This is a genomic window from Sediminibacterium sp. (genome assembly GCF_051861365.1).
In the GTDB taxonomy this organism is placed as follows: Bacteria; Bacteroidota; Bacteroidia; order Chitinophagales; family Chitinophagaceae; genus Sediminibacterium.
On record NZ_JBHYCW010000001.1, the window covers coordinates 90,469 to 116,601 of the forward strand.

Below are 26,133 nucleotides of genomic sequence, written 5' to 3' on the forward strand. Positions count from 1 at the left end.
TTCACGTCTTCTCCTCACTTCCGTTGAAACTCCGGAGAACCAATAATGATCCCCACCACCTGCGCCATACTTGTTATTTCTTTCTTGTAATCTTCCTTGTCTCCTGTCACTTGTCTTCTTGTTTCTTCTTCTCCTTCCTCATCCATATTATTATTCTTTGCTTTAGCAGCTGCAACAGCTATTTTTTCTTCCACATTTGCATCACGTACCATAGCTGTTAGTCTTTTAATGTTTTCTTCGTTATCTCTCTCCGGTAACAATATCTTACTGAATGCACGCAGCGCTTCATCAGCACTTTCGGGTTCGTGATCGTTGTTTAATGCTAAGAGATTTACACGAACACCCGGAATCTTTTGAGTAGCCAATGCCAATCCAAAGTTCATTCGATTCAAGAGCGCTCCACTATTGATCCAAAAGTTAGCGCGATCGGGAAAACCTGTAGGTGCCTGATAGTAATAAACCCTTTGTCCCATTTTACTACACCAATTAAATACCTGAAAAGGTTGCATGACTTGTGCTTTTGTAGCCCGCAGTGCACTGATAGCGAATTCAAAAGGAGATTTAATTTTTTCACGCAATGCTTTCTTTGACCAGAAATCCGGATGATTCACCATAGCAATGATCATGGCTTTAATATTTCCATCTGTTTGCTGATAAGTATTTGTCAACGCTTTAATTAATGCCTGAGAAGGTTCATCCGATACAAAACGTATCGCCATTTTTGTTGCAATAAATTTAGCTGTAGAGACATGGGATGCCAACATATTCAATACTGCTACGCCTTCTTCATACCCATCTGTTCCGCTGTATTTTTTGCCAAGAATGATTTTTTCACTTTCATCGTGTTTATCGCCACGAAATAAAAAATCTCCATCTATAATCAGTCCCCTTCTTTTCAGTTGTACTTCATCAAGATTTTCAATCAACCGCATCGCCGGACCATTTTTAAACATGGGTCGTACAGACCAGCCTGTTAATGCTCGTGCTAGTTCTGTTACATCTTTCTGTGTATAACCACCATCTACACCCATGGTATGCAACTCCATGACTTCTCGCGCATAATTTTCATTCAAGCCTTGTGTTCTTCTTGCAGCAACAGCTTGTTGTAATAAAGCATTCCCTTGCATGGTTGTATCATTCAATCTGGCTTCTGCTCTTTCTCTTGCAGCACGCAGCATGGCATTATTTTGTTGTCTGCGTGCACGCTCATTGTCATTGCTTACACTTAATGCATTATCGAGATACTCCAGCATCGCAGGGTGCTTGGCTGTTGCCAATAACATATTTTTAAAGTTTCCGAATACATGCGGTCTGATAGCATCACGCTCATAACTCATTACATATTGCTGCGATTGTCCTTTGGTTAACGATACATTGAAATGGTTGAACCAGAAATCTGTCAACACTTCTTTCAATTGATTATTACTATATACCGCACGAAGAACTTTCTGGTTTACCAATTGACGATGCAACTCTTGTACCGGTTTTACTCCGGATGCTCTCATCACTTTAGCTAACTCTTGTCTGTATTTTTCACGGTCGGTATTACTGAGTGAATCATTACGAATAATCTTTTGCTGAATACCCAAGCGTATGATCTGCGCAGGAGTTAAATAATGATTTACAATCTCTTCATTATTCATCTTCAAGGCATCAAAATCTGCCAAACGTTTATCCAGTTTTGTGTCAGGTACAGAAGCTTCCAGCTGTTGTTGTAACCAGTTTTCTAGACCCATCTTTACTACCTCATCGATTTGTCCGGGTTGTATGCCGAAACTAAATCGATTCAATAAATGGGCTGCCGCTTGTTCTTTGGAGAGACCTGCCTGCTGATAAGGCATTCGAATGGTAGAAGAATAAGGATCTACAGGAATGAATGCTGTGGATGCTATCAATGAGAAAACTGCAATCGATCGTTTCAGCCACATGGTTTTTCTTTTGTGTTTTGACGGGTGAATGGGGTGGAAGTTTAAATTGTTCTGGAGAAAAAAATTGCCACTGAGGGCACAGAGGAACACAGAAACCTTTCTGTGCCCTTCAGTGTCTTCAGTGGCAATAAAAATATGCGTTCTAAGCTAGCTACTCCGTTTTCTTCATAGCCACCCTGTATAATATAAGTCCCATTAAAGCAAAGAACAAAGTACCTAATAGGAAGTATCCATTTTCGGATAACAGTTCTACCAGTCCATGTTCCATACTGATGTTCCTCAAGAATTGTTCTCCTCCGGAGGTTCCCGTAATGAATGCAATCACCACCCCTGCCACAGCACCACCAGCTACCAGTCCGGTTGCAAACAAACTACCCTTACTGAGTTCCTCTTCTTCAGTACTCACTTCTTTTTTCTCTTTTTTCTGACGACCTTCTACCAATCCACGTACCGCACCACCAATAAAGATTGGGAGTGTAGTCGCTAATGGCAGATACACACCGATAGCAAAGCTGAGTGATTTGATACCACAGAGTTCCATCACCACTGCCAGGAACATCCCTACAATCACATACTGCCAATCTAAATTCTGGGAAAGAATTCCTTTGATCAATGTCGCCATCAAAGTAGCTTGAGGTGCAGGATATTTTTCAGTACCGATAGCATGTTGCACACCCTGTTGTACCATTTCAGTAGTTGGCTTATCAAGAAACTTCACTGTGATACCAATTACAATGGAAGAAACGATCGCACCCACAAACAATGCGATCTGTTGATTACGTGGTGTGGCACCTACAATATAACCACTCTTCAAATCCTGAGAAGTAGCACCGGCATTGGCTGCAGCGATACAGATCATACCACCTACAACTAATACAAGCGGTTCATATGCTTGTCCTGACCATCCCAAACTCAAGAATATCAAACTGGTTCCCATCACCGTAGCAATGGTCATACCGCTGATCGGATTATTGGAAGACCCGATCAATCCAACAATACGTGATGAAACCGTTACAAACAAGGCACCGAATAATACCACCAGAATACCGATCAGAATTTTCTGAAGAAATCCATCGCCCGGTAAGCTTGGAATGATGGAGATGATAGCGATCAATGCTAAACTACCAAGTCCTACTACTTTCAAGTTAAGGTCTTTATCTGTTCTGGATATTGAACTCTCCGCAGCTGAAGATCCACCACGCAGAGAGGCCATACTTCCTTTCACGGATTTGACAATAGTAGGAATGGTTTTCACCAATGTAATGATACCACCCGCAGCAACTGTTCCAGCGCCTACTTGTCGAACATAGGCATAGTAGATCGCAGCAGAATAATCATTGAAAGTATGTGTTACAGGATCCCATCCTCCTTTACCACCTGCATTGGCGATATCAGATAGATAACCCAGCTTCACCAATTGAATAGCAATTACATCAGGCGGCACAAGTGTTGACAATAAAGGAATGAAAACCATCCAGCTTAAAACACTACCTGCTACCAACACACCTGCGATCTTCGGACCAATGATATAACCCACACCTAAATATTCAGGGGTGATCTCACCACTGACTTTTGCAGAAGGGAAAAATTTATTGATCTGTTTCGTGGCATAAAAAGGTGTTTCAGCAATCACATGCACAACTTTCTGAAAGATGGCATACACAAATGCAACACCTAAACCCCAGAAAGCAGTTTTAGCAAAATCACCACCACGCTCGCCGGCTTTTAATACATCACCACAAGCCGTTCCTTCAGGATAGGGTAGGTTATCATGCTCGTTTACGATTAGTGCTTTACGCAAAGGCACCATTAAAAGTGTACCCAACAATCCACCTACAATGGCTAGGATCAGAATGGTGAGATAGTTAAAATATTCTGCGCTACTGGGTGAAGAAAGAAAAAGAAAACCCGGTAAAGTAAATGCCACACCTGCTGCAATACTTTCTCCTGCAGATCCTGTTGTTTGAATGATATTATTCTCAAGGATGGTGGTCTTCAAAAATTTTCTTCCCAGCGTAATAGCGATCACCGCAATGGGAATAGACGCTGATACTGTTAGACCTGCCTTTAATGCGAGATACACAGTAGCAGCACCGAAGATGACACCAAAAAGACTCCCCACGAGAATCGATTTTACCGTGAGTTCTTTCATGTTTGTTTCCGGAGAAACAAAGGGTTTGAATGTTTTTTTGGGTTGAGACATGAGTTGGTTTTTAGATGAAGCAAGCAATTTTTTCGGTATACAGATGAATCTTTACCGATAGTTTCCAATACTTTTAAATTTCAAAATACGATTTATGTCTGATATACAAAATGAGTCGACTAAAGTCAGAATGCCAAAATCGATTCCGTACATTATAGGTAGTGAGATCGCAGAACGATTCAGTTTTTATGGTTTACGTTCTATCATGGTGACTTTTATGGCAGTCACTTTTTTCAATCCAACCCTCAATCCGGCACTTACGGCTGAAGCAGATGCAAAAGCTAATGAAATGTCACATTTATTTGTTACGCTGGCGTATTTCATGCCGATGGTTGGTGCAATAATGGCCGATTGGTTTTTTGGGAAATACCGGGTTATCCTACTTGTATCGATTCTTTACACATTTGGACATCTGATACTTTCTGTATCAGGCGACAGTTATACTATTTTTAGTTTAGGACTAATCGTTATTGCCTGTTGTGCCGGTGGTATTAAATCATGCGTATCCGCCAATGTAGGCGACCAGTTCAACAAATCGAATGAACACCTGCTTTCAAAAGCCTATGGTTGGTTTTATATGAGTATTAACCTGGGTGGAACACTAGCGCCATTATCTATTCCATTACTTAAAAAATATTATGGGCCTGAAATCGCTTTTGGTGTACCTGGTATACTAATGGCGATTGCAACTGTTGTATTCTGGCTTGGTCGAAAAAAATATGTTCGGATTAAACCTGCTGGTATCAAAAAAGAGAACTTTTTTTCCATTTCTATTTATGCATTGATAAAGCTATTTAGCCGGAAACCTGGCCAAAAAGTTTGGGAAGCAGTTGCAGAAAAATATTCAGTTACATCCATCGATGGTATCAAAGCGGTGTATCGTGTACTGGCCGTATTTGCTTTTACACCTATTTTCTGGGCGCTTTGGGATCAAAACCTTTCTGAGTGGGTCTTGCAGGCTACACGATTAGACCTAAAACTAGTCGGAGATTTTTCCATTTTACCTGAGCAGATCAATTTTATCAATCCCCTTTTTTTAGTACTACTGATCCCCGTTTTCAACTCATTTCTGTTTCCTTATCTGGATAAAAAGGGAATACGAGTAACCCCTTTAAAAAAGATAGGTGCGGGATTGGTCATCATAGGCCTTTCATTCACCATCATTGCATTCTTACAGGAAAGTATAGATGCAGGAGGTAAACCTTCGGTATGGTGGCAGATACTGGCTTATATTTTATTGGCAGCATCTGAAATACTGGTTTCCGTTACCTGTCTTGAATATGCCTATACACATTCACCGATATCCATGAAAAGTACCATGAGTGCCCTGTATTTACTAGGTATTTCCGCTGGAAATTTACTCGTTGGACTGATCAATGGAAACATAGTGGACAAAGGCTTTTTCAGTCAATTCACAGGTGCCAAATACTACTGGCTATTCATCGGTATCTTGGCTGTTTCCTTTATTTTATTCCTTTTAGTGGCTAAACGTTTGCCTGAGAAACGTTATGTTGGTGTAGCAGAGGAAACCGAAAACTAATTTTTCAGCATGAGCGCGGTCTGTACAAAAAAATCCCCCGCTCATGCTGAAAATCCTGCATAGAGACTACTTTCGCCACCTGAACTTCATTTTATGAATATTCTTTTACTTGGATCAGGTGGCCGTGAACATGCACTGGCATGGAAAATGTCGCAGAGCCATCATTGTGATGCCCTTTTTATTGCACCCGGTAATGCCGGTACCTCTCAATTCGGTACCAATTTATCGATGGCTGTCACAGATTTCGAAGCCATCAAACAAGCTTGTATTGAAAACAAAATCGATATGCTGGTGGTAGGACCGGAAGAACCCTTGGTGAAGGGCGTATATGATTTTTTTGAAAAAGATCCTGCACTACAAAGAATTGTGGTGGTAGGACCTTCTGCAAAAGCTGCACAATTAGAAGGCAGTAAAGCATTCAGTAAAAAATTCATGCAGCGTCACCAGATACCTACGGCAGGGTATGCTGAGTTTACTGCAGACAATTTTGAAGAAGGAAAAAAATACATTGTAACGCATAGTTTACCTGTTGTATTAAAAGCGGATGGACTTGCTGCGGGTAAAGGTGTTGTAATTGCTTCAACACATGAGGAAGCATTACAAACATTTGAAGAAATGATTCTTCATAAACAATTTGGTGATGCTAGTAGCAAAGTAGTGATTGAAGAATTCTTGAAAGGTATAGAAGTAAGTGTATTTGTTTTAACCAATGGATCAGATTATCAGATTATCGGTCATGCAAAAGATTATAAAAGAATCGGCGAAGGCGATACCGGCTTAAACACAGGTGGCATGGGCTGTGTAAGCCCTGTACCTTTTATGGATGATGTATTTATGCGCAAAGTAGAAGAACGCATTATTGTGCCAACCGTAAAAGGATTGGAACAAGAAGAACTCATCTATCATGGTTTTATTTTCTTCGGACTGATGAATGTAAATGGTGAACCTTTTGTGATTGAATACAATTGCAGAATGGGAGATCCGGAAACTGAAGTGGTAATGCCACGTTTACAAACTGATCTGGTTGCTTTATTTGCTGCGATGGATAACGGTACACTCGCTGATGCTAACATTGCTTATGATGAAAGATACTGTGCAACAGTAATGGCAGTTAGTGGCGGTTATCCGGGCGATTATGAAAAGAATAAAATCATTCATGGATTGGAACATGCTACTGCATCAAAAGAAGTCATCGTATTTCATGCAGGTACAACACAAAACGAAAACAATGTTTTAACAAATGGTGGCAGGGTTTTAGCAGTAACCGCGTACGGAAATAATATTGCGGATGCTGTGAACAAATCAAAAAATAAATTGAAAGAAATATCGTTTGAAGGAATGTATTTTCGGAGGGATATTGGGTTTGAGTTTGGGGGGAGTGAATAGTCCATAGTTAATAGTCCATAGACCATGGTTGAAAACCTTGCAAGGAAATTAAAAACTATGGACTATCGACCATGGACCATGGACTCTTCTCCAGCCCGCGAAAAATCAGTATTTTAGGCTTTGTTATTTCAAGTAATTTCATCCACCTTTGCAATCATTGACGAACAAATAAGAACTTTTTCTATACAATGGGATTATTCAACTTTTTTACGCAGGAAATAGCCATGGATCTGGGTACCGCTAATACCCTCATTATCCATAATGATGAAGTAGTGGTAAATGAGCCATCGATCGTGGCCCTGAACCGTAACAATATGAAGGAAGTACTTGCCGTAGGTAAGAAAGCCCTCATGATGCACGAGAAAACCCATGAAAGTATTCGTACGGTTCGTCCGCTGAAAGATGGTGTAATTGCCGATTTTAATGCTGCCGAGTTGATGATCAGGGAGTTGATCAAGATGATCTACCCCAAAAAACCCCTTTTCCCACCCAGTTGGAGAATGGTGATTTGTATCCCTTCCTCTATTACCGAGGTAGAAAAACGTGCCGTTCGTGATAGTGCCGAGCAGGCAGGAGCCAAAGAAGTATACATGATCCATGAACCCATGGCTGCGGCGCTGGGTATTGGCATTGATGTGGAAGAGCCTGTAGGAAATATGATCATTGATATTGGAGGTGGTACCACCGGTATTACAGTAATTGCCCTTGCAGGTATTGTGTGCGACAAGAGTATCCGTGTAGCAGGTGACGAGTTTACTGCAGATATCATGGAAGCCCTCCGTCGTTACCATAGTTTATTGATTGGTGAGCGTACCGCTGAACAGATCAAAATCAATGTAGGTGCTGCCATGAAAGACCTAGATAATCCACCGGATGATATGCCCGTAAATGGTCGCGACCTGGTAACAGGTATCCCTAAACAGATCATGGTCAGCTATCAGGAAATCGCTGAAGCATTGGATAAAAGCATTTTCAAAATTGAAGAAGCGATCCTGAAAGCGTTGGAAACCACACCACCTGAATTGGCTGCTGATATTTACCGCAGAGGTTTATACCTCACCGGCGGTGGCGCTTTGTTACGTGGACTGGATAAGCGTTTAAGTGCAAAGATCAAATTACCGGTTCATGTAGCGGATGATCCTTTGAAGAGTGTAGTACGTGGTACCGGACTGGCACTGAAAAACTATCAGCGTTTTCCATTCATTATGAGATAACACCGAAACCGGTGAATGTATCCGATCATTTTGAATGTCCTAATCAAAGTTTGCGTTGAAGAATATATTTCTTTTCATACGGCGTTATTTCACTTTCCTGAGCTTTTTACTGCTTCAGGTATTTGCCATCGTTTTATTGACCCGTTCCAGCAAAACGCATGAGGCTTTCTTTTCTGATGCAACCAGTGAATTAACCGGAAAACTCAATGAACGTTATAGTAATCTGCGCAGTTATTTTAGTCTTTCAGAAACCAATCGACAATTAGCAGAAGAGAATAATCGACTGAGAAATCTCTTGGCCAGTAATCATATCGCCCCGGATAGCACTACCATCAACTATACAGATACTACATACAGAGACTCAACCGGTCGTTATCGTAAGTTCACCTGGCTTCCTGCCAAAGTCATTGGTAATACCGTCACACTTCAAACAAATTTCCTAACCCTAGAAAGAGGCAGTAATCAAGGTGTGAAAAAAGGAATGGCAGTTATTGGACCAGAGGGAATTGTGGGAGTAGTAGTTGAAACCAGTGCCAATATCAGCAAAGTCATGAGCTTACTTCACCGCAATAGCCGTGTAAGTGCCATGCTCAAAAAAGACAATAATGCAGGTAGTATTGAATGGGATGGCAGTGATCCTTCGATCCTAACGCTTCGCAACGTTTCTAAAAGTGCGAAAGTAGTGAAGGGCGATACCGTTGTTACCAGCAATTATTCCGCGAACTTCCCTTCAAATTTGATGGTGGGAACTGTAGCATCCATTGTAGCAGACCCGTCCAGTAATTTTTATACGCTGAAAATCAAAACAGCCACCAATTTCTTTAGTATTCAATATGTTTACTTAGTAGAAAATGTCCGTTTTGCTGAACAGGTACAAATTGAAAATACCCCATTGACCAACCAATGAGTAGTCTTGTAAAAAATATTGTTCGATTTACTCTGTTCATCTTTTTACAGGTATTCATCCTCAATGAGGTTCCACCTCTGCATCGGTTCATTGTTCCCTATGTTTACTTCTTATACATACTCTGGTTGCCTTTTAATATGAACCGGGTGTTATTGATGGTCATCGCATTTATTTTTGGTCTCACACTCGATTCTTTTACCGGAACCTTAGGACTGCATGCCGCTCCGTGTGTACTGATTGCATTTATTCGCCCATTTATGCTGAGCATACTGCTACCCCAAGAAACCATTGAACAGAGCTATAGCGAACCGGGCAGTAGGAGTATGGGCTGGGCTCCTTATAGCCTCTATGTAGGCTTACTCACTTTTATCCATCATTTCTATCTTGTACTCATAGAATGGCTCCAATTCGGAGACTTCCTCTACTTCCTCGGAAAAGTGCTGGGTACCACTGCTATCAGCTTACTGATGATTTTCCTTGCAGAGCTATTGTTCCTGCGGAAAGGAAAGTATAGAACGAATGCGGCTTAGAAATCAAAAGTAAAAAGTCAAAATTCAAAAAGGGAAAAGTTTTGAATTTTGACTTTTTACTTTTGATTTTGACTTCTTCACACTTTTGCAAAATTTTTTTCGTTTGATCCATAACAAAGCGTCAAATTTGTAATACACTTCACTTTTAAGTTTAGTCCCAAGATCTATGCCTGTCTTCAACCAGAGTCGCAGCCGTGTGATACAGTTTATTTTTGCAGGTGTTTTCATTGCTATCACGGGGCAATTGATCAACCTGCAGTTGTTTTCTGGTCAGTATAAACTGGCTGCAGATAACAATGCTTTTTATCGGAAAGTCATCTATCCCGATCGCGGTATTATTTTCGACCGAAAGAAAAGAGGGATTCTGGAAAATACCATCAGTTATGATTTGGTTGTCATTCCATCAGAAGCTCGTGGTACCGATACAATGACCCTTTGTAGATTATTGAATATAGATACTGCTGCTTACAAAAAGAGGATGCGAGACCTTATCTTCAAAAATACAAGTGTAAAACCCAGCGTTTTTGAGGCCTTGCTAACCCCTGAAATGTTCGCGAAGTTGAATGAAAACATGTATCGTTTCCCCGGCTTTTCTTTGAATGAACGTTCTGTTCGCACATATCCTTACAATGTAGGAGCTGCAGTATTGGGTTATATGGCAGAAGTGGATACCGGATTTTTACGTCGGCATAAAGGAGAAGGGTATGAAATGGGGGACTACTTTGGCAGTACCGGATTGGAAAATATTTATGAGAAAGTGTTGATGGGACAAAGAGGTATCAAACGATATATACGCGATAACAAAGGTCGTTTACAAGGCTCTTGGGAGAACGGTGCATATGATACAGCCGCAGTTGCCGGAAACAATTTATACTCCAGTATTGATGTGGAGCTACAAGAACTTGGTGAAAAACTGATGCAGAATAAAGTGGGCAGTATTGTAGCGATTAATCCTAAGACTGGCGGTATATTATGTATGGTGAGTGCACCAACCTACAATCCCAACTACCTCACAGGCAACCAACGAAAAAAACACTTGGTCGATATGTTATACTTCGACCCACGACTTCCTTTGTTGAACAGAACGGTGGGCACATTCTATTCACCCGGCTCTACATTCAAAACAATGGTAGGGATTATTGGTATGAATGAAGGAGTCATTGATGATAACTTCACCGTGAGTTGCGGTGGTGCCTATTATGGTTGTGGCAGACCGATGGGATGTCATGCGGCAGGTACTTTCACTTTAAAACCTGCTATTTCAAAATCATGTAATAGTTATTTCGCTGCTACATATAGACGTATTCTCGAAAATGGTAAATATCCTAACCGTGACAGTGCATTGAGTTCATTCAATCAATATGCTTATTCATTTGGTTTGGGTAGAAGATTGGGGGTTGATTTACCATCGGAGAAAATGGGTAATATGCCTACTCCTAAATATTATCATGGCATATTTGGTAAGAATTGGCAATCCTGCAATATCATTTCCAATAGTATTGGTCAAGGTGAAATCACCACTACCCTTACCCAACTTGCGAATGTAATGGCCATCATTGCTAATAAAGGATGGTACTATACACCTCACCTGATTGATTCTATTGAAGGTGGCGATGAGTTTAGTATGTTGGATAAGTTCAAGATCAAACATAAGACCAAAGAAATTCCTGAATATGTATGGGAAGAAGTGCATGAAGGCATGCAGGGAACCATGGAATTTGGTACCGGTTTTTATGCAAAAGTTCCGGGTATCAATGTGTGTGGTAAGACAGGTACGGTGGAAAACGCGTACCGTGGTGAAAAATTAAAAGACCATGCTTTCTTTGGTGCATTTGCACCGAGAGAAAATCCACGCATCGCTATTGCTGTGATGTGTGAGAACGCGGGGTATGGTGCTACTTCCGCTGCGCCTATTGCCAGCTTATTGATTGAAAAATATTTGAAAGATTCCATCAGCGGTAATGATCGAAAAGCTAAAATTGAACAGTTGGCTAAAATGGATCTGATTCCACCTCAGATGAAAAGACAAATGGCGAAAAGAGATTCTTTGAGGCAGGCGCAACAAATGGCTGCAGCTAAAAAGGCAGCGCGTGACACTTCGGGTGTACAAGAAGCTCCTGAAGAAATGGAAACAGAAAGCACGCCTACAAAGCCAAATCCCGCAAAGACCCCTAAAAAAGACAGTGGTAGAACAGCAGCAGTTCTTCCCGAAGAATTACGCAAATCAACTACTGTAAAAAGAAAAACTGCGGCATAACATGAACAGAAGAAATCAAAATATCGTCACGCAGGGGGTTGATTATGTTGTTATTTGGTTGTATGCCATTTTAGTAGCCATTGGCATTCTTTGCATCTTCATGGTGGAGTATCGTCCTGAAACAGATTGGTTGGCTTCGTTTTTAGATGGCAAGACCAGCTATAGCAAGCAATTGATATTTGCCGGTGTATGCGCTATTGCTGCCACTTTTATTTTATTGACTGATAGCAAATTGTTCACAGCATTTGCGAATCTGTTTTATCTCTTTGGTATTCTTTTAATGATCGCAACTTTTGCAATTGGTAAAAATATCAATGGATCAAAAAGCTGGATACCATTGGCAGGTGGATTTAACCTTCAACCTGCTGAACTGTGTAAGATATTTGTATCATTGGCATTGGCGAAATACTTATCCAGACAAGAAATTGATTTTTCAAAAATTCGCTCACAATTGGTAGCAGGAGCTATCGCCTTGGCTCCGGCCGTGTTATCGATTCTACAACATGAATTAGGGCTTGCATTGGTATACACAAGTTTTGTTATTGCCATGTATCGTGAAGGCCTACCCGCACAAATTTTGATTGTTGGTTCTTCTTTTGGTGCACTGGTTGTTGCGACGCTCATTTTAGAGCCCAACGTTTTAGCAGTGATCCTTACCATGATCGCCGCCGCAGTCATTTTTGTTTTGCGCAAACAAATCAAAAAGAAAAAAGGGTTATTAACAATTATCATTACCATTTGGCTGGTTTGTGTAGGTGTTCAACGATTTGTGGTTCCTTATATCTTTAATAATGTATTGGAGTGCTATCAGAGTACACGTATCTATAGCATGGTGGGTAAAGAGTATAACTGTGAAGACAACAAGCGTGCACAGGATAAATCGACCTCTAATAAAACCGTTCGTAAACCGGATGATTACAATGTGCGACAAAGTAAAATTGCCATAGGGTCAGGTGGTTTTTTTGGTCGAGGATTTTTGAAAGGCACGCAAACCCGTGGCAAATATGTACCAGAACAACGCACCGATTTCATCTTCACATCACTGGGGGAAGCATTTGGATTCGTAGGTTGTTTTGTATTTCTATTGTTATACCTCTTCTTATTATACCGTATTGTTATGATTGCTGAGCGTCAACGTAGTACCTTCAGTAGAGTGTATGCATACAGTGTGGTGAGTATATTTTTCTTTCATATTGCCGTAAATGTGAGTATGACCATTGGTTTGTTTCCTATTGTGGGTATTCCATTGCCACTCATGAGTTACGGAGGATCGTCTTTGCTTACTTTTACAGTATTGATTTTTATTCTGCTGCGTTTAGATGCAGATAGACAAATGGTTTTACGTTAAATAGTGTAGTGTGTATGAAAATTATTCCACTTTCGGAGGGCAGTTTTACCATTGATAAAACAAAGATTTTTGTTCCATTTGATACAGAAAAAGAAGAACTGAATAATAGACCCATTGGTAGTTTATTGGTGGAGATCCAGCCATTTGTGGTGATTACTGAAAAAGATGTGATACTGCTGGATAGTGGTCTTGGTTACAATGAAGCAGATGGCACCCCACAACTATACAATAACCTGCAACGTGCAGGCATCAATCCTTCACAGGTTACAAAAGTATTGATGAGTCATTTACACAAAGACCATGCAGGTGGCGTAACCATTGATGGCAATAGTGGTCAAGATAGATTCATCGCTTTCCCTTATGCCACGTATTATGTGCAACAAAGAGAAATGGAATTTGCTTTAGGCATCGGCTCAGCATCGTATATACCGGAAGATTTCAGATTATTAGAAGAGTTTAGCCGTGTTGAATGGTTAACAGAAGATGAAGGATTCATAGATGGATATATCCGTTACCAGTTAACCGGGGCACATAGTAAATACCATCAGGTATTTTGGATCGAGGAAAACGGACAAACGATTTTTTTTGGTGGTGATGACGCTCCGCAACTACAGCAAATGAAAAGCAGGTTCGTAGCCAAATATGATTACGACGGAAAAAAATGTATGGAACTTAGAAAACAGTGGTGGGAAGAAGGTCAGAGCAAAGGGTGGACTTTCCTCTTCTATCATGATATTCAATCACCGGTTTGGGGACCATTAAAATAGTAATCCTATTCTCCGTCTTTCTTTTCTCGCATTTTACGACGTAACTCCATACGATCCTGCAACTCTTTACGAACTACGTTCATGAATTCACGTTCAGCAACCAATGCTTTGTTTACTCTTTCATCTGATACCAATACTTTTTTGAGCTCAACACGATAACGCTTACGAATATTCAATACAGCTTCTTCAAAAGCAATAATATCTTCCTTGTTATCTTGTTTTGCCTTCCGTACTTCTGCACTGTGACTATTATACAATGGCCAGAACTTTTCAGCTTCTTCGGTCGTCAAAGCAAGATGTTTGGTGAAATAAGCCACTTTTAGTATCTCAATATTCTCACGTGGCCCTCGCATTCTTTCGCCGGGAGGCTGTGCCTGAACATGACTATAGGCAATAAGTAACATTAAAAAGGAAATTGTAAAGCGTATTCTTGTTTTCATGATCAGTTATTTAATATCTACTGTTTCTGTTGATCCTGTAGATTCTTGTAAGTACTGTTTCAGTTCATCATCCGACATATCACCCAAATGATCGTTTACATCCGGTAATTCATCTATTTGTAAAGATTCTCGATCAGCCGTAGCAATCACTAATTTCTCAGCACTACTTAGATAATTCGTTAATTCATCTTCACTCAGTTTAGATATTTCATTGGAAACATCCATTTGTGCATATTGATCAGTATTAACTGATTCAATGGTTTGATTACCGTTATAAATAAAAGCTGCTGTTACCAACAAGCCTATCATTACCGCCGCCACTACAAAACGCATCCATGGGCTTTTTCTGAAAGCAGGCATCGAAATAACCTTTCCTGTATCAATTGTTGCTTTCTCTGCAATTATTGCTTGAATATCTAATTCAGGAACGGTATTGGTTTGATAAGGATTGGTTTTAGGTATCGACTGTAAGAATGGTGCTACTTCCTGTAATTCGTCACTCACTTCAGTATGTCTTACTGCTAGCAAAATAGTATCAGGAAGCTGTTCAAAATAATTTTCCGGCACTACAAATACATTGGTTTTGTCGGACAATCCAATACTGATTCGCTCCAGGATTATTTCAGATAAAGCATCAAAATAACCAACAGGTACCATATAAGGTACTGCAACCGGCCAAGCATTAGCAGCACTTACTATGCTTGTCAATTCTATTGTTATTTCTTCCCTGTTCTGCATATTCATTAGATAACTGTGGTGTTCGTAGGTTTAATATTCCAGCATAAATGCCTCAATTTTTTTTGCAGCATGGTGATAGCTTGCTTTTAAAGCCCCTTCACTTGTATCCAGTATCCGACTCATTTCTTCATAGGGCATTTCATCATAATACCGAAGATTAAAGACTACTCTTTGCTTTTCCGGTAATTGTTGGATGGCTAATTGTAATTTCCACTCCAGTTTATTGGCATCAAAATTACTGTCAGCCTTTATTTTATTACTCAATACTTCCCCTACCTCGTCCATGCTAATGGATGCTTTTCGCTTTTGCTGCTCAATAAAACTTAAACATTCATTGGTAGCAATCCGATACAACCAAGTGTACAAGCGACTGTCTTCCCGGAAGTTTTCCAACCCCTTCCAAACCTTAATGAATAGGTTCTGCAATACATCATTGGCATCTTCATGATCAACTACCATTCTCCGAATATGCCAGTATAGTTTCTCCTGGTACTTTTTAATGATACCTGTAAATCCCTGCTCTTTTGTAGCCGGCTCCCGAAACTGTTGCAGTAATACCAAATCGTCTGATTGCATGCAGGGCTATTTTACGCTAATATAAACGCTCCTACACGTTGGACTCGCGTTTTATCCAAAAGTTTAATCCATCAATAACTAACATTTGTTTTGTAAAATGTTATAAATCATTGGTTTATTGAGCGAAATCTGTTAGTTTTTAGGATAAAAATGTATATTAGGGTATGTCATCGCGTCAATATATCCAACAATTCAGGCGTAACGTAACGGATAAATATACCATTTACAACAGCCTTTTTGCTGCCCTGCCTTTTTCAGGTATTGCCAATGTAGGAGCTTTATTGCCCATTCTTTCTCAAACCTGTGAGGATGATTATAAATCAGGGAAAAATCCGGTTGAAATCATCAACGACTTTTTTTTACAGCATACACCGGTTCGTGATGAAAAAGAAAAAGTAGATCGCTTGTTCAAGTTTGTTCAATACATCGAGCGACAAGTGGTATTGTTTGATGCCATAGAAGACGCCGCATTCAATACCGTTAACAATATCGAAGGTCCGGGCAGTTTAAAAGCCCTGTACAATGAAGTAGTATTTGCGGGCAAAACACAAGCTTTAAAAAATAAATTGAAAAAATTTAGGGTTAGAGTGGTATTGACAGCCCATCCCACACAGTTTTATCCGGGTAATGTCTTGGGTATTATTCATGATATGAGCGAAGCCATTGCTAAAAATGACTTCCATACCATCAATGAATATATTCAACAATTAGGCATCACCCCTTTCTTTAATAAAAAGCAACCCACTCCCTATGATGAAGCGTTGAACCTGATGTGGTACCTGGAAAATATCTTATACCATTCTATCGGCAATATTTACAATGTTATTGAACGAGATATTTTTGATCACACTTATGACGGCGATAACCCTTTTATTGAATTAGGTTTCTGGCCGGGTGGTGATAGAGATGGTAATCCATTTGTAAATGCAGCAACCACACTCAAAGTAGCAGAAGCCTTACGCAGTTCTATCACCCTGTGTTATTACCGGGATATCCGCAAACTCAAGAGAAGGCTCACTTTCTACAATGTAGATATATTACTGCAAGAACTGGAAGCCATATTGTATGAAAATGTTTTTCGTCCAACAGAATCGGAGCCTATTCAAGCTAATACATTACTTGAAAAACTCTTCATCATCCAGCAGTTGGTGAAAGAAAAACATCATGCTTTGTTTTTACAAAGACTGAATAGTCTAATCCATAAAGTGAAAATATTCGGGACTCATTTTGCTACGATTGATATTAGACAAGATAGTCGTATTCATACCCAGGTCATTCAAAATATTCATGAAACACTGATCAACATTCGTGGCAAGGGACTATTGCCCGATGATTACAACCATCTTCCTACTGATGAAAAAATTACCGTACTCAGTTCACTGGAAGATCAGCTCGATCCAACCCTATTTGAATCTATTACGCGCGACACCCTCGAAAGTATCTATGCCATTCAAACCATTCAACACCAAAATGGTGAAGCAGGTTGTAATCGCTATGTAATCAGTAATTGTCAGAGTAGTTTGAATGTAATGGAAGTATATGCGCTTTTCAAACTATGTGGCTGGAAAGAAGAATCACTGACCGTAGATATTGTTCCGCTTTTTGAAACCATTGATGATTTGGGCCAAGCTGAACAAACCATGAATATATTGTATCAATTCCCTTTGTACGCGCATCATTTGAAGAACAGAAAAATGCAACAGACCATCATGCTGGGTTTTAGTGATGGTACAAAAGATGGTGGATACCTTCAAGCCAACTGGAGTATTTATACGGCTAAAGAAAACCTGACCGCAATTTCCAGAAAGTACAATATCAAAGCAAAATTTTTTGATGGTCGTGGTGGACCTCCATCAAGAGGCGGCGGAAAAACACATAAGTTTTATGCTTCCATGGGTTCCAATATTGAAAATGAAGAAATACAACTGACCATACAGGGACAAACGATCACATCAAATTTTGGCACCATTCAGTCCTCGCAATACAATCTTGAGCAATTGATAAGTGCCGGTATCAGTAATGAATTGTTTGCCGACTCGAGAATCCAATTATCGCAACATGACCGTTACTTAATGGAAGAATTGGGTAACATTAGTCATGCCACCTATCAACAATTTAAAACACATCCTTTATTCCTATCATACCTGCAACAATTCAGTCCATTGAACTATTACAGTAAAAGTAATATTGCCAGTAGGCCTGCTAAAAGAGGCAGTGGCGGAGCTTTACGTTTTGAAGATTTACGCGCGATTCCTTTTGTAGGCAGTTGGAGTCAGCTGAAACAAAATGTACCGGGTTTTTTTGGTGTCGGTACTGCATTAAAGAGTATGAAGGAAAAAGGTTTATGGGATGATGTAAAAGCCATGTTCAGAAATGTTTTATTCTTCCGGACCCTGATCGATAACAGCATGATGAGTATGCTCAAATCATTTTTCCCATTAACAGAATACATCAAAGAAGATCCTGAGTTTGGTGTAGTATGGCAATTGGTAAAAGACGAATTTGATCTCACCTGTAATATGGTACTGGAATTAGCAGAAGCTACTCAGCTCATGGATGATGATCAACCCGGACGAGCATCCATCCAAATGCGTGATAAAATTGTTTTGCCGCTTCTCACCATACAACAATACGCACTACACCAAATTCGAAACCATAAGGGTGATGGACCTGAGAAAGAAGTTTATGAAAAACTGATTACCCGAAGCATGTTCGGCATCATCAATGCCGGCAGAAACTCGGCCTAGAGAAATCATGAATAATGAATGTCCAATTTCGAACTTCGAAGTTGGACATTCGACATTTATTATTGATCATTCTCCTCCGTCTTTCCAGTTCCAGAGATGTAAGCAAGCATAGGTTCTATATGGGCTCCAATTAGCCGATATCTTGAGCATTCTTGTTTTCATTTTCTTTTTATCAGCTGCATTGATCTTATACAGTTTACACATGGCTTGTTGAATACCGAGATCATCTACCGCAAATACATCTTCCCTACCCAGCGTAAACATCAAAAGCATTTCAACAGTCCATTTGCCTACTCCTTTAATATCGGTGAGTAGCTCAATGACAGATTCATTATCCATCTGTAATAGTTTCTTATCTGTGATCTTGTGTTCTATACAAAATCGCGCTACATTCTGTACATAACTCACTTTAGCATTACTCAAACCAATGGCACGTAGGGTTTCAAAAGGCGTATCTAATACCTGCTGTGGTTTAGGTTCTTTACCATTGTAGAGTGCCAAAAAACGATGAAAGATCACTTTAGCTACTTTAGTACTCAACTGTTGACTCATAATACTAGCCATCAATCGTAATGGGATATTTTTATGGAGTTTTAGTGTATGAGCATCCCCAGTTAAAATAGTAGCCAGTTTGTGGTCTTTTTTGAGATGTTTGATGTATTCCATATCAGCAAGTTAGAGAATCGATTTCAACCTGAAAACTTACCTTGCAAAGAATTATGAAAAGGCATCTTCAATTCACTGCAGATGGTTCTCATACCATTCAAATCGATGAACTCAATATTACTTATCATAGTAAACATGGGGCCATCCAAGAAAGTCGACATGTTTTTATAGACGCAGGAATCAATTACCTGTATCAGGCTAAAGAGCTTAAGCAATATCAAATCTTGGAGATGGGTTTTGGTACAGGACTGAATGCACTACTCACTGCTATTTTCTCTGATCAGATGAATGTGCATGTCAACTATCATAGTGTCGAAGCTTTCCCTTTAACGGCTGAGGAGGTAGGCATGCTCAACTATGGAACGCTGTTGCAACAGATATCCGTTTTTTCACAAATCCATACAGCACCCTGGAATACAGCCACTCCTATTCATCCAAAATTTGAATTGTACAAATATCATTGTGAGTTGAATACTTTTGTAACACAGCAACAATTCGATATCATTTATTACGATGCATTTGCCCCTACTGCACAACCCGAATTATGGACAGTTGAAATTTTTGAAAAATTATTCCACTTGCTAAAACCGGAAGGCATACTGGTGACTTATTGCAGTAAAGGAGTGGTAAGAAGATCCATGGAAGCCGCTGGTTTCAGAGTCACTAAACCACAAGGTCCGCCCGGAAAAAGAGAAATGGCAAGGGCTTTCAAGGACCATTAATTTTCAGTAGCTTTCTGAAAATTATCCGCATGAGAAAGCTTCTTTTTTGTTTTCTATTTTTTCAGCTCACATTTTCATTTGCACAGAACAAAGACGAGCAAACCATCCGAAATATGCTTGATCGCCAAACCAAAGATTGGAATCGTGGCGATATTCCTGCATTCATGAAAGGTTATTGGGAAAGTGATAGTCTCATGTTCATCGGCAAAAATGGTGTTACATATGGTTATCAAACCACGTTGAACAATTACAAAAAGAATTATCCGGATGCCACAGCCATGGGGCAGTTACAATTTCAAATTCTTCAGGTAAAACCTTTGGGAAATGGTCACTACTTTGTACTAGGGAAATGGATGCTAAAAAGAACCATCGGAGACTTGAGTGGGCATTACACACTGTTATTTAAAAAGATCAAAGGAGAGTGGGTGATTGTAGCGGATCACAGTAGTTGAGTGTAATATTTTATGCAGATTTTCTACTAATACTAAAAATCAACAAAATGGTAGCAATTATTTTAGGGGTGATTATTCTCATTGTAGGTATCGTCCTCAAAAATCAGGAAAGAGAAGAGTTGCGTAAACTCGCAGGGGGTATTCGAATATTAGCCTTGATCATCATCATCGTTGGTTTTCTTACTTCTTGTATCAAACAAATAGATGCAGGTCAGATTGGTGTGAAAAGTTTGTTTGGTAAAGTATCCGATGATGTACTCACCAGTGGCTTGAATATGGTAAATCCATTGGTAGATGTAAAAACAGTGGATATCAAAACACAGAACTATACCATGAGTGGCGTTCATGATGAAAGTACTAACAGCACTTCAGGAGATGATGCCATTAAAGTATTAACGGCCGATGGATTGGAAGTAGTCATAGATCTTACAGTCTTATATCGCGTAATTGGTACCGAAGCTCCCCGTATTGTAAGAGAAACCGGACTTGATTATAAAGATAAAATTGTGCGTCCTCTCACACGTACTAAAATTCGAGACAATGCAGTTTACTTTACAGCTATTGAATTATACTCTAACAGAAGGGATGATTTTCAAAACCGTATTTTCAAAAGCATTGAAACAGATTTCAAGAAAAGAGGATTGATACTGGAACAATTGTTAGTAAGAAATATCACTTTACCTGCCAATGTAAAAACTTCTATTGAAGAAAAAATAAAAGCAGAACAGGAAGCGCAGAAAATGGAGTTCGTATTGCAAAAGGAAAAACAAGAAGCAGAAAGAAAGCGTGTAGAAGCCCAGGGTATTGCTGATTATCAGCGTATCATGAGTAGTGGATTAACCGACAAACAATTACAATACGAACAAATTCAGGTGCTGAAAGGATTGGTAACCTCCCCTAATTCAAAAGTAATTGTAATGGGTAAAGGAAATACACCCGTGATTCTGGATACAAAAGATCAGAAAAATTAAGCGGCAGTTTTTTGAGGGATTATAGCATAATATACCATCAGTCTGCGAAATAAAACATGCCCGAAGAAAACACCAATGACGGATGATAAAATGTCTAGATAATCAAAGGTTCTTCCGAAAACAGGAATTAGTTGCAGGTATTCATTGATGACTACCAGTAATAAACCAAAGCAGCAGGTAATGTTCAAATCTCGATCATTCTCTAGTCTGAAAAAGCGTTGAAAGAACCAACAAGCCCCGAAAGGCAATAAAAAAGAGCCGATCAAATTAGGAGCCAACCCGATTAATGGTTTGAAAGCCGGATCAATATGTACGAAGGGACGTACCAGAAATTTGATCGTCCAGATCACCAGTGTACCAATGATCATGATCTGTTTGGATATTCGTTTTAAGGGCATTCCGTTCGGTTTCAATGATGAAAATAAGAAAATAGCGATGTAATTCACTACATCGCTATTTTTTATGCAACGAATGAATCTAATAAAAATTACTCTTCGAAATTCAATGGCTTACTCCAAAGACGAATAATATACCACAAATAGGCAGTGAGACTAGCTACAAAAAAGCAGTAAAAAAGAACATTTCCTAACTTGATTTTCTCATGTATAAACGCATAATCATACATGATTCCAAAAGTAGAATTGAGAGCCAGCCATAAAAGACCCAGTGAAAGGGTATTCACGATTCTCAGTAGATATTTTCTTACGGCAGGTTCCAAAATGCATCTTTTGTAAACTAACTACAACTGCGGTACCCGATTGTTCTACGTAATCTAAATTATTTCGCGAAAGCATCCCATTAATCCATGCTTTGATTACTGGCTGCAGCAATCTTCAACAACCGATCGAATTGCGCCGGTGTAAGGTCATTGTAAAAATAATAAATAGGATTCACCGGATTTCCATAACGATGTACTTCATAATGACAATGCGGACCGGAGCTCTTTCCAGTATTCCCAACATACCCAATTACTTCCCCACGTTTTACTCTTTGTCCAACCCTTGCTTTGATACGGAACATGTGTCCATATAAAGTTTCATAACTATTTCCATGATTGATCACCACCCGGTTACCAAATCCACCGGTATTAAAGCCTGCATCGGTTACCACGCCATCTGCTGTTGCATAAATAGGTGTACCGTGAGGGGCTGTAAAATCCATACCCAAATGCGCTCTTCTGTCTTTATAAATAGGGTCAATACGATACCCATAGCCTGACGCAATACGGGTAAGGTTTTTATTGCTGATAGGTTGAATGGCCGGAATCGATGCCAAGAATTTCTCCTTATTCTTTACCATCTGTGTGATCTCGTCAAATGACCGTTGCTGATAAGCCATTCGAAGCGATAGATTATTCAGTTGTGCCGTCATGTTTTTGATCAGCTCAGTAGACCCCATGGTCTGTAACAATTGTATCTCTTTTCGCTTCTCCATTTCACGAATACGGGCACTATCCGGAATAGGCTTGGATTCAAAAATGGAGCGATACACTTCATTATCCCGATTGGCCAATTCATCCATTTGAAGGGTTAATTGTTTCAGCCTTTCCTCCAATACACCATAATTCTGCCTTAGATCTTCATTCTGCTGGCGCAGGAGTTTTTCTTTCGGAGAATCAATATAACGGAAGGCGATGGCAAAAATGATCATACCGGTTACAATAGAAGCAGCAATAAAACCAAATAATTGCAATAACCGAACCCTGAGCGGGGTTTCCAGCTTCTCATACCGGAGTGTATGGGTATTGTAATAATATTTGATCTTCTTCATATGTTGGGGGGCGCCGCCATGAACGGCACAAAAAACGCATGTTTTGGGTATTTTTTGCTCTGGTTGAAGGTAAAGCCTTGAAATCTTACTGCTTTCCAAGAAAGGTCAATTCCTTACCTTTGATGCCCTTTAAAAGCGCTCAAAGATAGCTTCTGAGCAACTAAAATACAGTTTTTAAAATATATACCCAGATGATGACCAGCGCCGAGATCAGAAAGAAGTTTCTGGATTTTTTTGCCTCTAAGCAGCACCATATCGTGCCTTCTGCGCCAATTGTGGTAAAGAATGACCCTACCCTCCTATTTACCAATGCAGGGATGAACCAGTTCAAAGACTATTTTCTGGGCAATAAACAAGCCGCTTCTCCAAGAATTGCAGATACACAAAAATGTTTGCGTGTAAGTGGTAAACACAATGATCTGGAAGAAGTAGGCGTGGACACTTATCATCATACGATGTTTGAAATGCTGGGCAATTGGAGTTTTGGCGACCCTGCCCGTCCGGCAGGCGGGTACTTTAAAGCAGAAGCCATTGCCTGGAGTTGGGAATTATTGACTGAAGTCTACAAATTAGATAAAGACCGCTTATACGTCACCATTTTTGAAGGTGATGATAAAGAGGGAATCCCACGTGATGAAGAAGCTTTTCAAGAATGGAAAAAAGTAATTCCCCAAGACCGAATTCTACTCGGAAATAAGAAAGATAATTTCTGGGAAATGGGTGATACAGGTCCCTGTGGACCTTGTACTGAAATCCATGTGGATTGTAGAACGTCAGCAGAAAGGAAAGCAGTGGATGGGAAAACGCTGGTAAACAACGATCATCCGCAGGTGATTGAAATCTGGAATAATGTATTCATTCAATTCAACCGCTTAAAAGATGGAAGTCTGGAATCATTACCTGCCAAGCATGTTGATACCGGAATGGGTTTTGAAAGATTGGTACGTGTGATCCAAGGAAAGCAGAGTAACTATGATACAGATGTTTTTACCGGAACCATTGCAGCAGTTGAAAGCATCACAGGAAAAAAATATGATTACAGCGATAGCAAACAGGCGATAGCTTTTCGTGTACTGGCTGATCATATCCGTGCCATTTCTTTTACAATTGCTGACGGACAGCTTCCTTCGAATACCGGAGCCGGATATGTGATCAGAAGAATTTTAAGAAGAGCCGTTCGTTATTATTATTCTTATCTTGATTATAAGCAACCGTTATTACACCAACTGGTTCCTGTAATTGCTCAACAGTTTGCAACGGTATTTCCGGAATTACAGCAGCAACTGGACTTTGTTAGTAAGGTAGTGAAGGAAGAAGAAGACGCATTCCTCCGCACATTAGATAAAGGATTGAAGCGAATTGATGATATTATTCATTCAGCTAGTAATAAAACAATTCAGGGCAAAGCTGCTTTTGAGTTGTTTGATACGTATGGCTTCCCGTTGGATCTAACAAGATTGATCGCTACAGAAAATAATCTGACTGTTGATGAAAAAGGATTTGAAGCAGAAATGCAACAACAGAAAGACAGAAGTCGCGCTGCTACTGCTGTTGATACAGAAGATTGGATCACTTTAAAAGAAACTACCAACAATAGCTTTGTCGGATATACCACACTAGAAACCAATACCCTCGTTACTCGATACAGAAAAGTAAAAGCCAAGGGAAAAGAAGCCTATCAACTGGTATTGGAAAACACACCTTTTTATGCTGAAAGTGGTGGACAAACAGGAGATCAAGGCACACTTGATTTTAATGGTGAATCTATTCCAGTGATAGATACTAAGAAAGAGAACAATTTAATTATTCATTTCTGCGAGCAATTGCCTTCTAGTATGAATGGCCCTGTAGTTGCGAAAGTGGATGCAAGCAGAAGACAATCTACTGCCATTCATCATAGTGCTACGCACTTGTTACATGCGGCACTCAGACAAGTGTTAGGAGTCCATGTAGCACAGAAAGGAAGTTTGGTCAATGATACACAATTGCGTTTTGACTTCTCACACTTTGCTAAAGTAACAGACGAGGAAATTAATCAAATTGAAAAAATCGTTAACCAAAAAATCAGAGAAAATATTCCGGTGGTCATTAAAGAAATGGCTAAAGATGATGCTGTACAATTAGGCGCCATGGCATTATTTGGTGAGAAGTATGGCGATGTGGTAAGAGTAGTCATTATTGACCCCGCATACTCTATTGAATTGTGTGGTGGTACACATGTTGGTGCAACTGGAGAATTGGGCATTTTCAAAATCAAATCAGAATCAGCCGTAGCTGCGGGTGTAAGACGTATTGAAGCAGTGAGTGGGACTACTGCAGAAGCCTATATTGATGAACAACTCAATCAACTGACAGCAGTACGTGAAGCATTGAAAAATCCAAAAGAGATTATCAAATCAGTAGAGAACTTATTTGCGGAAAATAACGAATTAAAAAAGAAAGTTGAAAGTTTAGAAGCCAAGCAAATTCAAATTCTCAAGCAAGAATTATTAAGTAAATCTGAAACCATCAATGGTGTTACTTTTATTGGTGCTGTAACAGAACTGAGTAGTGCTGACGCCCTTAAGAAATTATGCTTCGATTTGAAAAATGATCTTACTACTTATTTGGTAGCACTGGCTGTCAATGCAGACGGGAAAGCCAATGTAGCAGTGATGGTATCCGAAGATCTGGTCAACGAAAAAGGACTCGAAGCACCAAAAATTATCAAAGAACATATTGCAGGTCTGATCAAAGGCGGCGGCGGCGGACAAAAAACCCTGGCCACTGCCGGCGGACAAGACGCCAGTAATCTGGTACAGGTGGTGGAGAAGGTCAGGTCGCTGCTTTAGAAGTCCATGGTCGATAGTCCATAGTCCATGGCAGGACATCGGTCTTCCCAATAGACTATGGACCATAAATCATAAGCCAATCCATTAACCTTATTTAACATTTCCGAAAACCTTCGTAAATAAAATTTTACTGTACATTT

The 26,133-nt window shown here is 39.8% G+C and carries 21 protein-coding genes; 13 read left to right on the forward strand and 8 right to left on the reverse strand.

The window, feature by feature from the left end:
* Positions 1–14: 14 nt before the first annotated feature.
* Positions 15–1,928: a DUF1800 domain-containing protein gene (locus ACTIEV_RS00420; RefSeq protein WP_322196546.1), complete on the reverse strand. Its 1,914-nt coding sequence runs from the start codon at positions 1,926–1,928 to the stop codon at positions 15–17.
* A 151-nt stretch (positions 1,929–2,079) separates the two neighbouring features.
* A complete protein-coding gene (locus tag ACTIEV_RS00425) occupies positions 2,080–4,131 on the reverse strand; it encodes an OPT family oligopeptide transporter (protein WP_322196547.1) in 2,052 nt (683 codons plus the stop codon).
* Positions 4,132–4,225: 94 nt separating this feature from the next.
* On the opposite strand from ACTIEV_RS00425, the gene ACTIEV_RS00430 reads away from it, so the two are divergent.
* The 8 genes from ACTIEV_RS00430 (at position 4,226) to ACTIEV_RS00465 (ending at position 14,080) form a co-directional block, all read left to right on the forward strand.
* The gene (locus ACTIEV_RS00430; protein WP_322196548.1) at positions 4,226–5,671 is read left to right on the forward strand and encodes a POT-type proton-dependent oligopeptide transporter; all 1,446 of its coding nucleotides are present in this window, start codon (positions 4,226–4,228) and stop codon (positions 5,669–5,671) included.
* Positions 5,672–5,764: 93 nt separating this feature from the next.
* Entirely contained in the window at positions 5,765–7,057 is a 1,293-nt protein-coding gene (gene purD, locus ACTIEV_RS00435) for a phosphoribosylamine--glycine ligase (protein WP_322196549.1), read from the forward strand.
* Between the two features lie 188 nt (positions 7,058–7,245).
* The gene (locus tag ACTIEV_RS00440) at positions 7,246–8,271 is read left to right on the forward strand and encodes a rod shape-determining protein (protein ID WP_439515872.1); all 1,026 of its coding nucleotides are present in this window, start codon (positions 7,246–7,248) and stop codon (positions 8,269–8,271) included.
* A gap of 55 nt (positions 8,272–8,326) precedes the next feature.
* Entirely contained in the window at positions 8,327–9,178 is an 852-nt protein-coding gene (gene mreC / locus ACTIEV_RS00445) for a rod shape-determining protein MreC (RefSeq protein WP_322196550.1), read from the forward strand.
* The gene (mreD, locus tag ACTIEV_RS00450) at positions 9,175–9,708 is read left to right on the forward strand and encodes a rod shape-determining protein MreD (protein WP_322196551.1); all 534 of its coding nucleotides are present in this window, start codon (positions 9,175–9,177) and stop codon (positions 9,706–9,708) included. Before mreC ends, mreD begins: the two co-directional genes overlap by 4 nt.
* 166 nt (positions 9,709–9,874) lie before the next feature.
* On the forward strand, positions 9,875–11,965 hold the full coding sequence (locus ACTIEV_RS00455; protein ID WP_322196552.1) for a peptidoglycan D,D-transpeptidase FtsI family protein: 2,091 nt from the start codon (positions 9,875–9,877) through the stop codon (positions 11,963–11,965).
* Between the two features lies 1 nt (position 11,966).
* A complete protein-coding gene (rodA, locus tag ACTIEV_RS00460) occupies positions 11,967–13,313 on the forward strand; it encodes a rod shape-determining protein RodA (protein ID WP_322196553.1) in 1,347 nt (448 codons plus the stop codon).
* A gap of 14 nt (positions 13,314–13,327) precedes the next feature.
* On the forward strand, positions 13,328–14,080 hold the full coding sequence (locus tag ACTIEV_RS00465) for an MBL fold metallo-hydrolase (protein WP_322196554.1): 753 nt from the start codon (positions 13,328–13,330) through the stop codon (positions 14,078–14,080).
* Positions 14,081–14,085: 5 nt separating this feature from the next.
* Here the strand turns inward: ACTIEV_RS00465 and ACTIEV_RS00470 are convergent, their stop codons facing one another.
* From ACTIEV_RS00470 to ACTIEV_RS00480, 3 genes are read right to left on the reverse strand one after another with little or no spacing between them, the layout of a single operon-like run.
* Positions 14,086–14,520, reverse strand: coding sequence for a hypothetical protein (locus ACTIEV_RS00470; protein WP_322196555.1), 435 nt, complete (start codon positions 14,518–14,520; stop codon positions 14,086–14,088).
* Between the two features lie 6 nt (positions 14,521–14,526).
* Entirely contained in the window at positions 14,527–15,258 is a 732-nt protein-coding gene (locus tag ACTIEV_RS00475; RefSeq protein WP_322196556.1) for a hypothetical protein, read from the reverse strand.
* Between the two features lie 30 nt (positions 15,259–15,288).
* The gene (locus ACTIEV_RS00480; protein ID WP_322196557.1) at positions 15,289–15,834 is read right to left on the reverse strand and encodes an RNA polymerase sigma factor; all 546 of its coding nucleotides are present in this window, start codon (positions 15,832–15,834) and stop codon (positions 15,289–15,291) included.
* 164 nt (positions 15,835–15,998) lie between these two features.
* On the opposite strand from ACTIEV_RS00480, the gene ACTIEV_RS00485 reads away from it, so the two are divergent.
* A complete protein-coding gene (locus ACTIEV_RS00485) occupies positions 15,999–18,581 on the forward strand; it encodes a phosphoenolpyruvate carboxylase (protein ID WP_322196558.1) in 2,583 nt (860 codons plus the stop codon).
* Between the two features lie 66 nt (positions 18,582–18,647).
* Here the strand turns inward: ACTIEV_RS00485 and ACTIEV_RS00490 are convergent, their stop codons facing one another.
* On the reverse strand, positions 18,648–19,247 hold the full coding sequence (locus ACTIEV_RS00490; RefSeq protein ID WP_322196559.1) for a DNA-3-methyladenine glycosylase family protein: 600 nt from the start codon (positions 19,245–19,247) through the stop codon (positions 18,648–18,650).
* Between the two features lie 53 nt (positions 19,248–19,300).
* Here ACTIEV_RS00490 and mnmD point away from each other — a divergent pair, with 53 nt between their 5' ends.
* From mnmD to ACTIEV_RS00505, 3 genes are read left to right on the forward strand one after another with little or no spacing between them, the layout of a single operon-like run.
* Positions 19,301–19,969 carry a tRNA (5-methylaminomethyl-2-thiouridine)(34)-methyltransferase MnmD gene (gene mnmD / locus ACTIEV_RS00495; protein WP_439515873.1) on the forward strand — a complete coding sequence of 223 codons (669 nt, stop codon included), beginning with the start codon at positions 19,301–19,303 and terminating at the stop codon, positions 19,967–19,969.
* Positions 19,970–19,998: 29 nt separating this feature from the next.
* Complete coding sequence (locus ACTIEV_RS00500) at positions 19,999–20,421, forward strand: YybH family protein (protein ID WP_439515874.1); 423 nt, start codon at positions 19,999–20,001, stop codon at positions 20,419–20,421.
* Positions 20,422–20,468: 47 nt separating this feature from the next.
* Complete coding sequence (locus ACTIEV_RS00505) at positions 20,469–21,392, forward strand: prohibitin family protein (RefSeq protein WP_250687273.1); 924 nt, start codon at positions 20,469–20,471, stop codon at positions 21,390–21,392.
* Here ACTIEV_RS00505 and ACTIEV_RS00510 read toward each other — a convergent pair.
* Positions 21,389–21,790 carry a hypothetical protein gene (locus ACTIEV_RS00510; RefSeq protein WP_439515875.1) on the reverse strand — a complete coding sequence of 134 codons (402 nt, stop codon included), beginning with the start codon at positions 21,788–21,790 and terminating at the stop codon, positions 21,389–21,391. The genes ACTIEV_RS00505 and ACTIEV_RS00510 overlap by 4 nt on opposite strands.
* 400 nt (positions 21,791–22,190) lie before the next feature.
* Entirely contained in the window at positions 22,191–23,162 is a 972-nt protein-coding gene (locus ACTIEV_RS00515; protein ID WP_322196562.1) for a peptidoglycan DD-metalloendopeptidase family protein, read from the reverse strand.
* Positions 23,163–23,353: 191 nt separating this feature from the next.
* Between ACTIEV_RS00515 and alaS the strand changes: the two genes are divergently transcribed.
* Entirely contained in the window at positions 23,354–25,993 is a 2,640-nt protein-coding gene (alaS, locus tag ACTIEV_RS00520; protein WP_439515876.1) for an alanine--tRNA ligase, read from the forward strand.
* Positions 25,994–26,133: the final 140 nt, after the last annotated feature.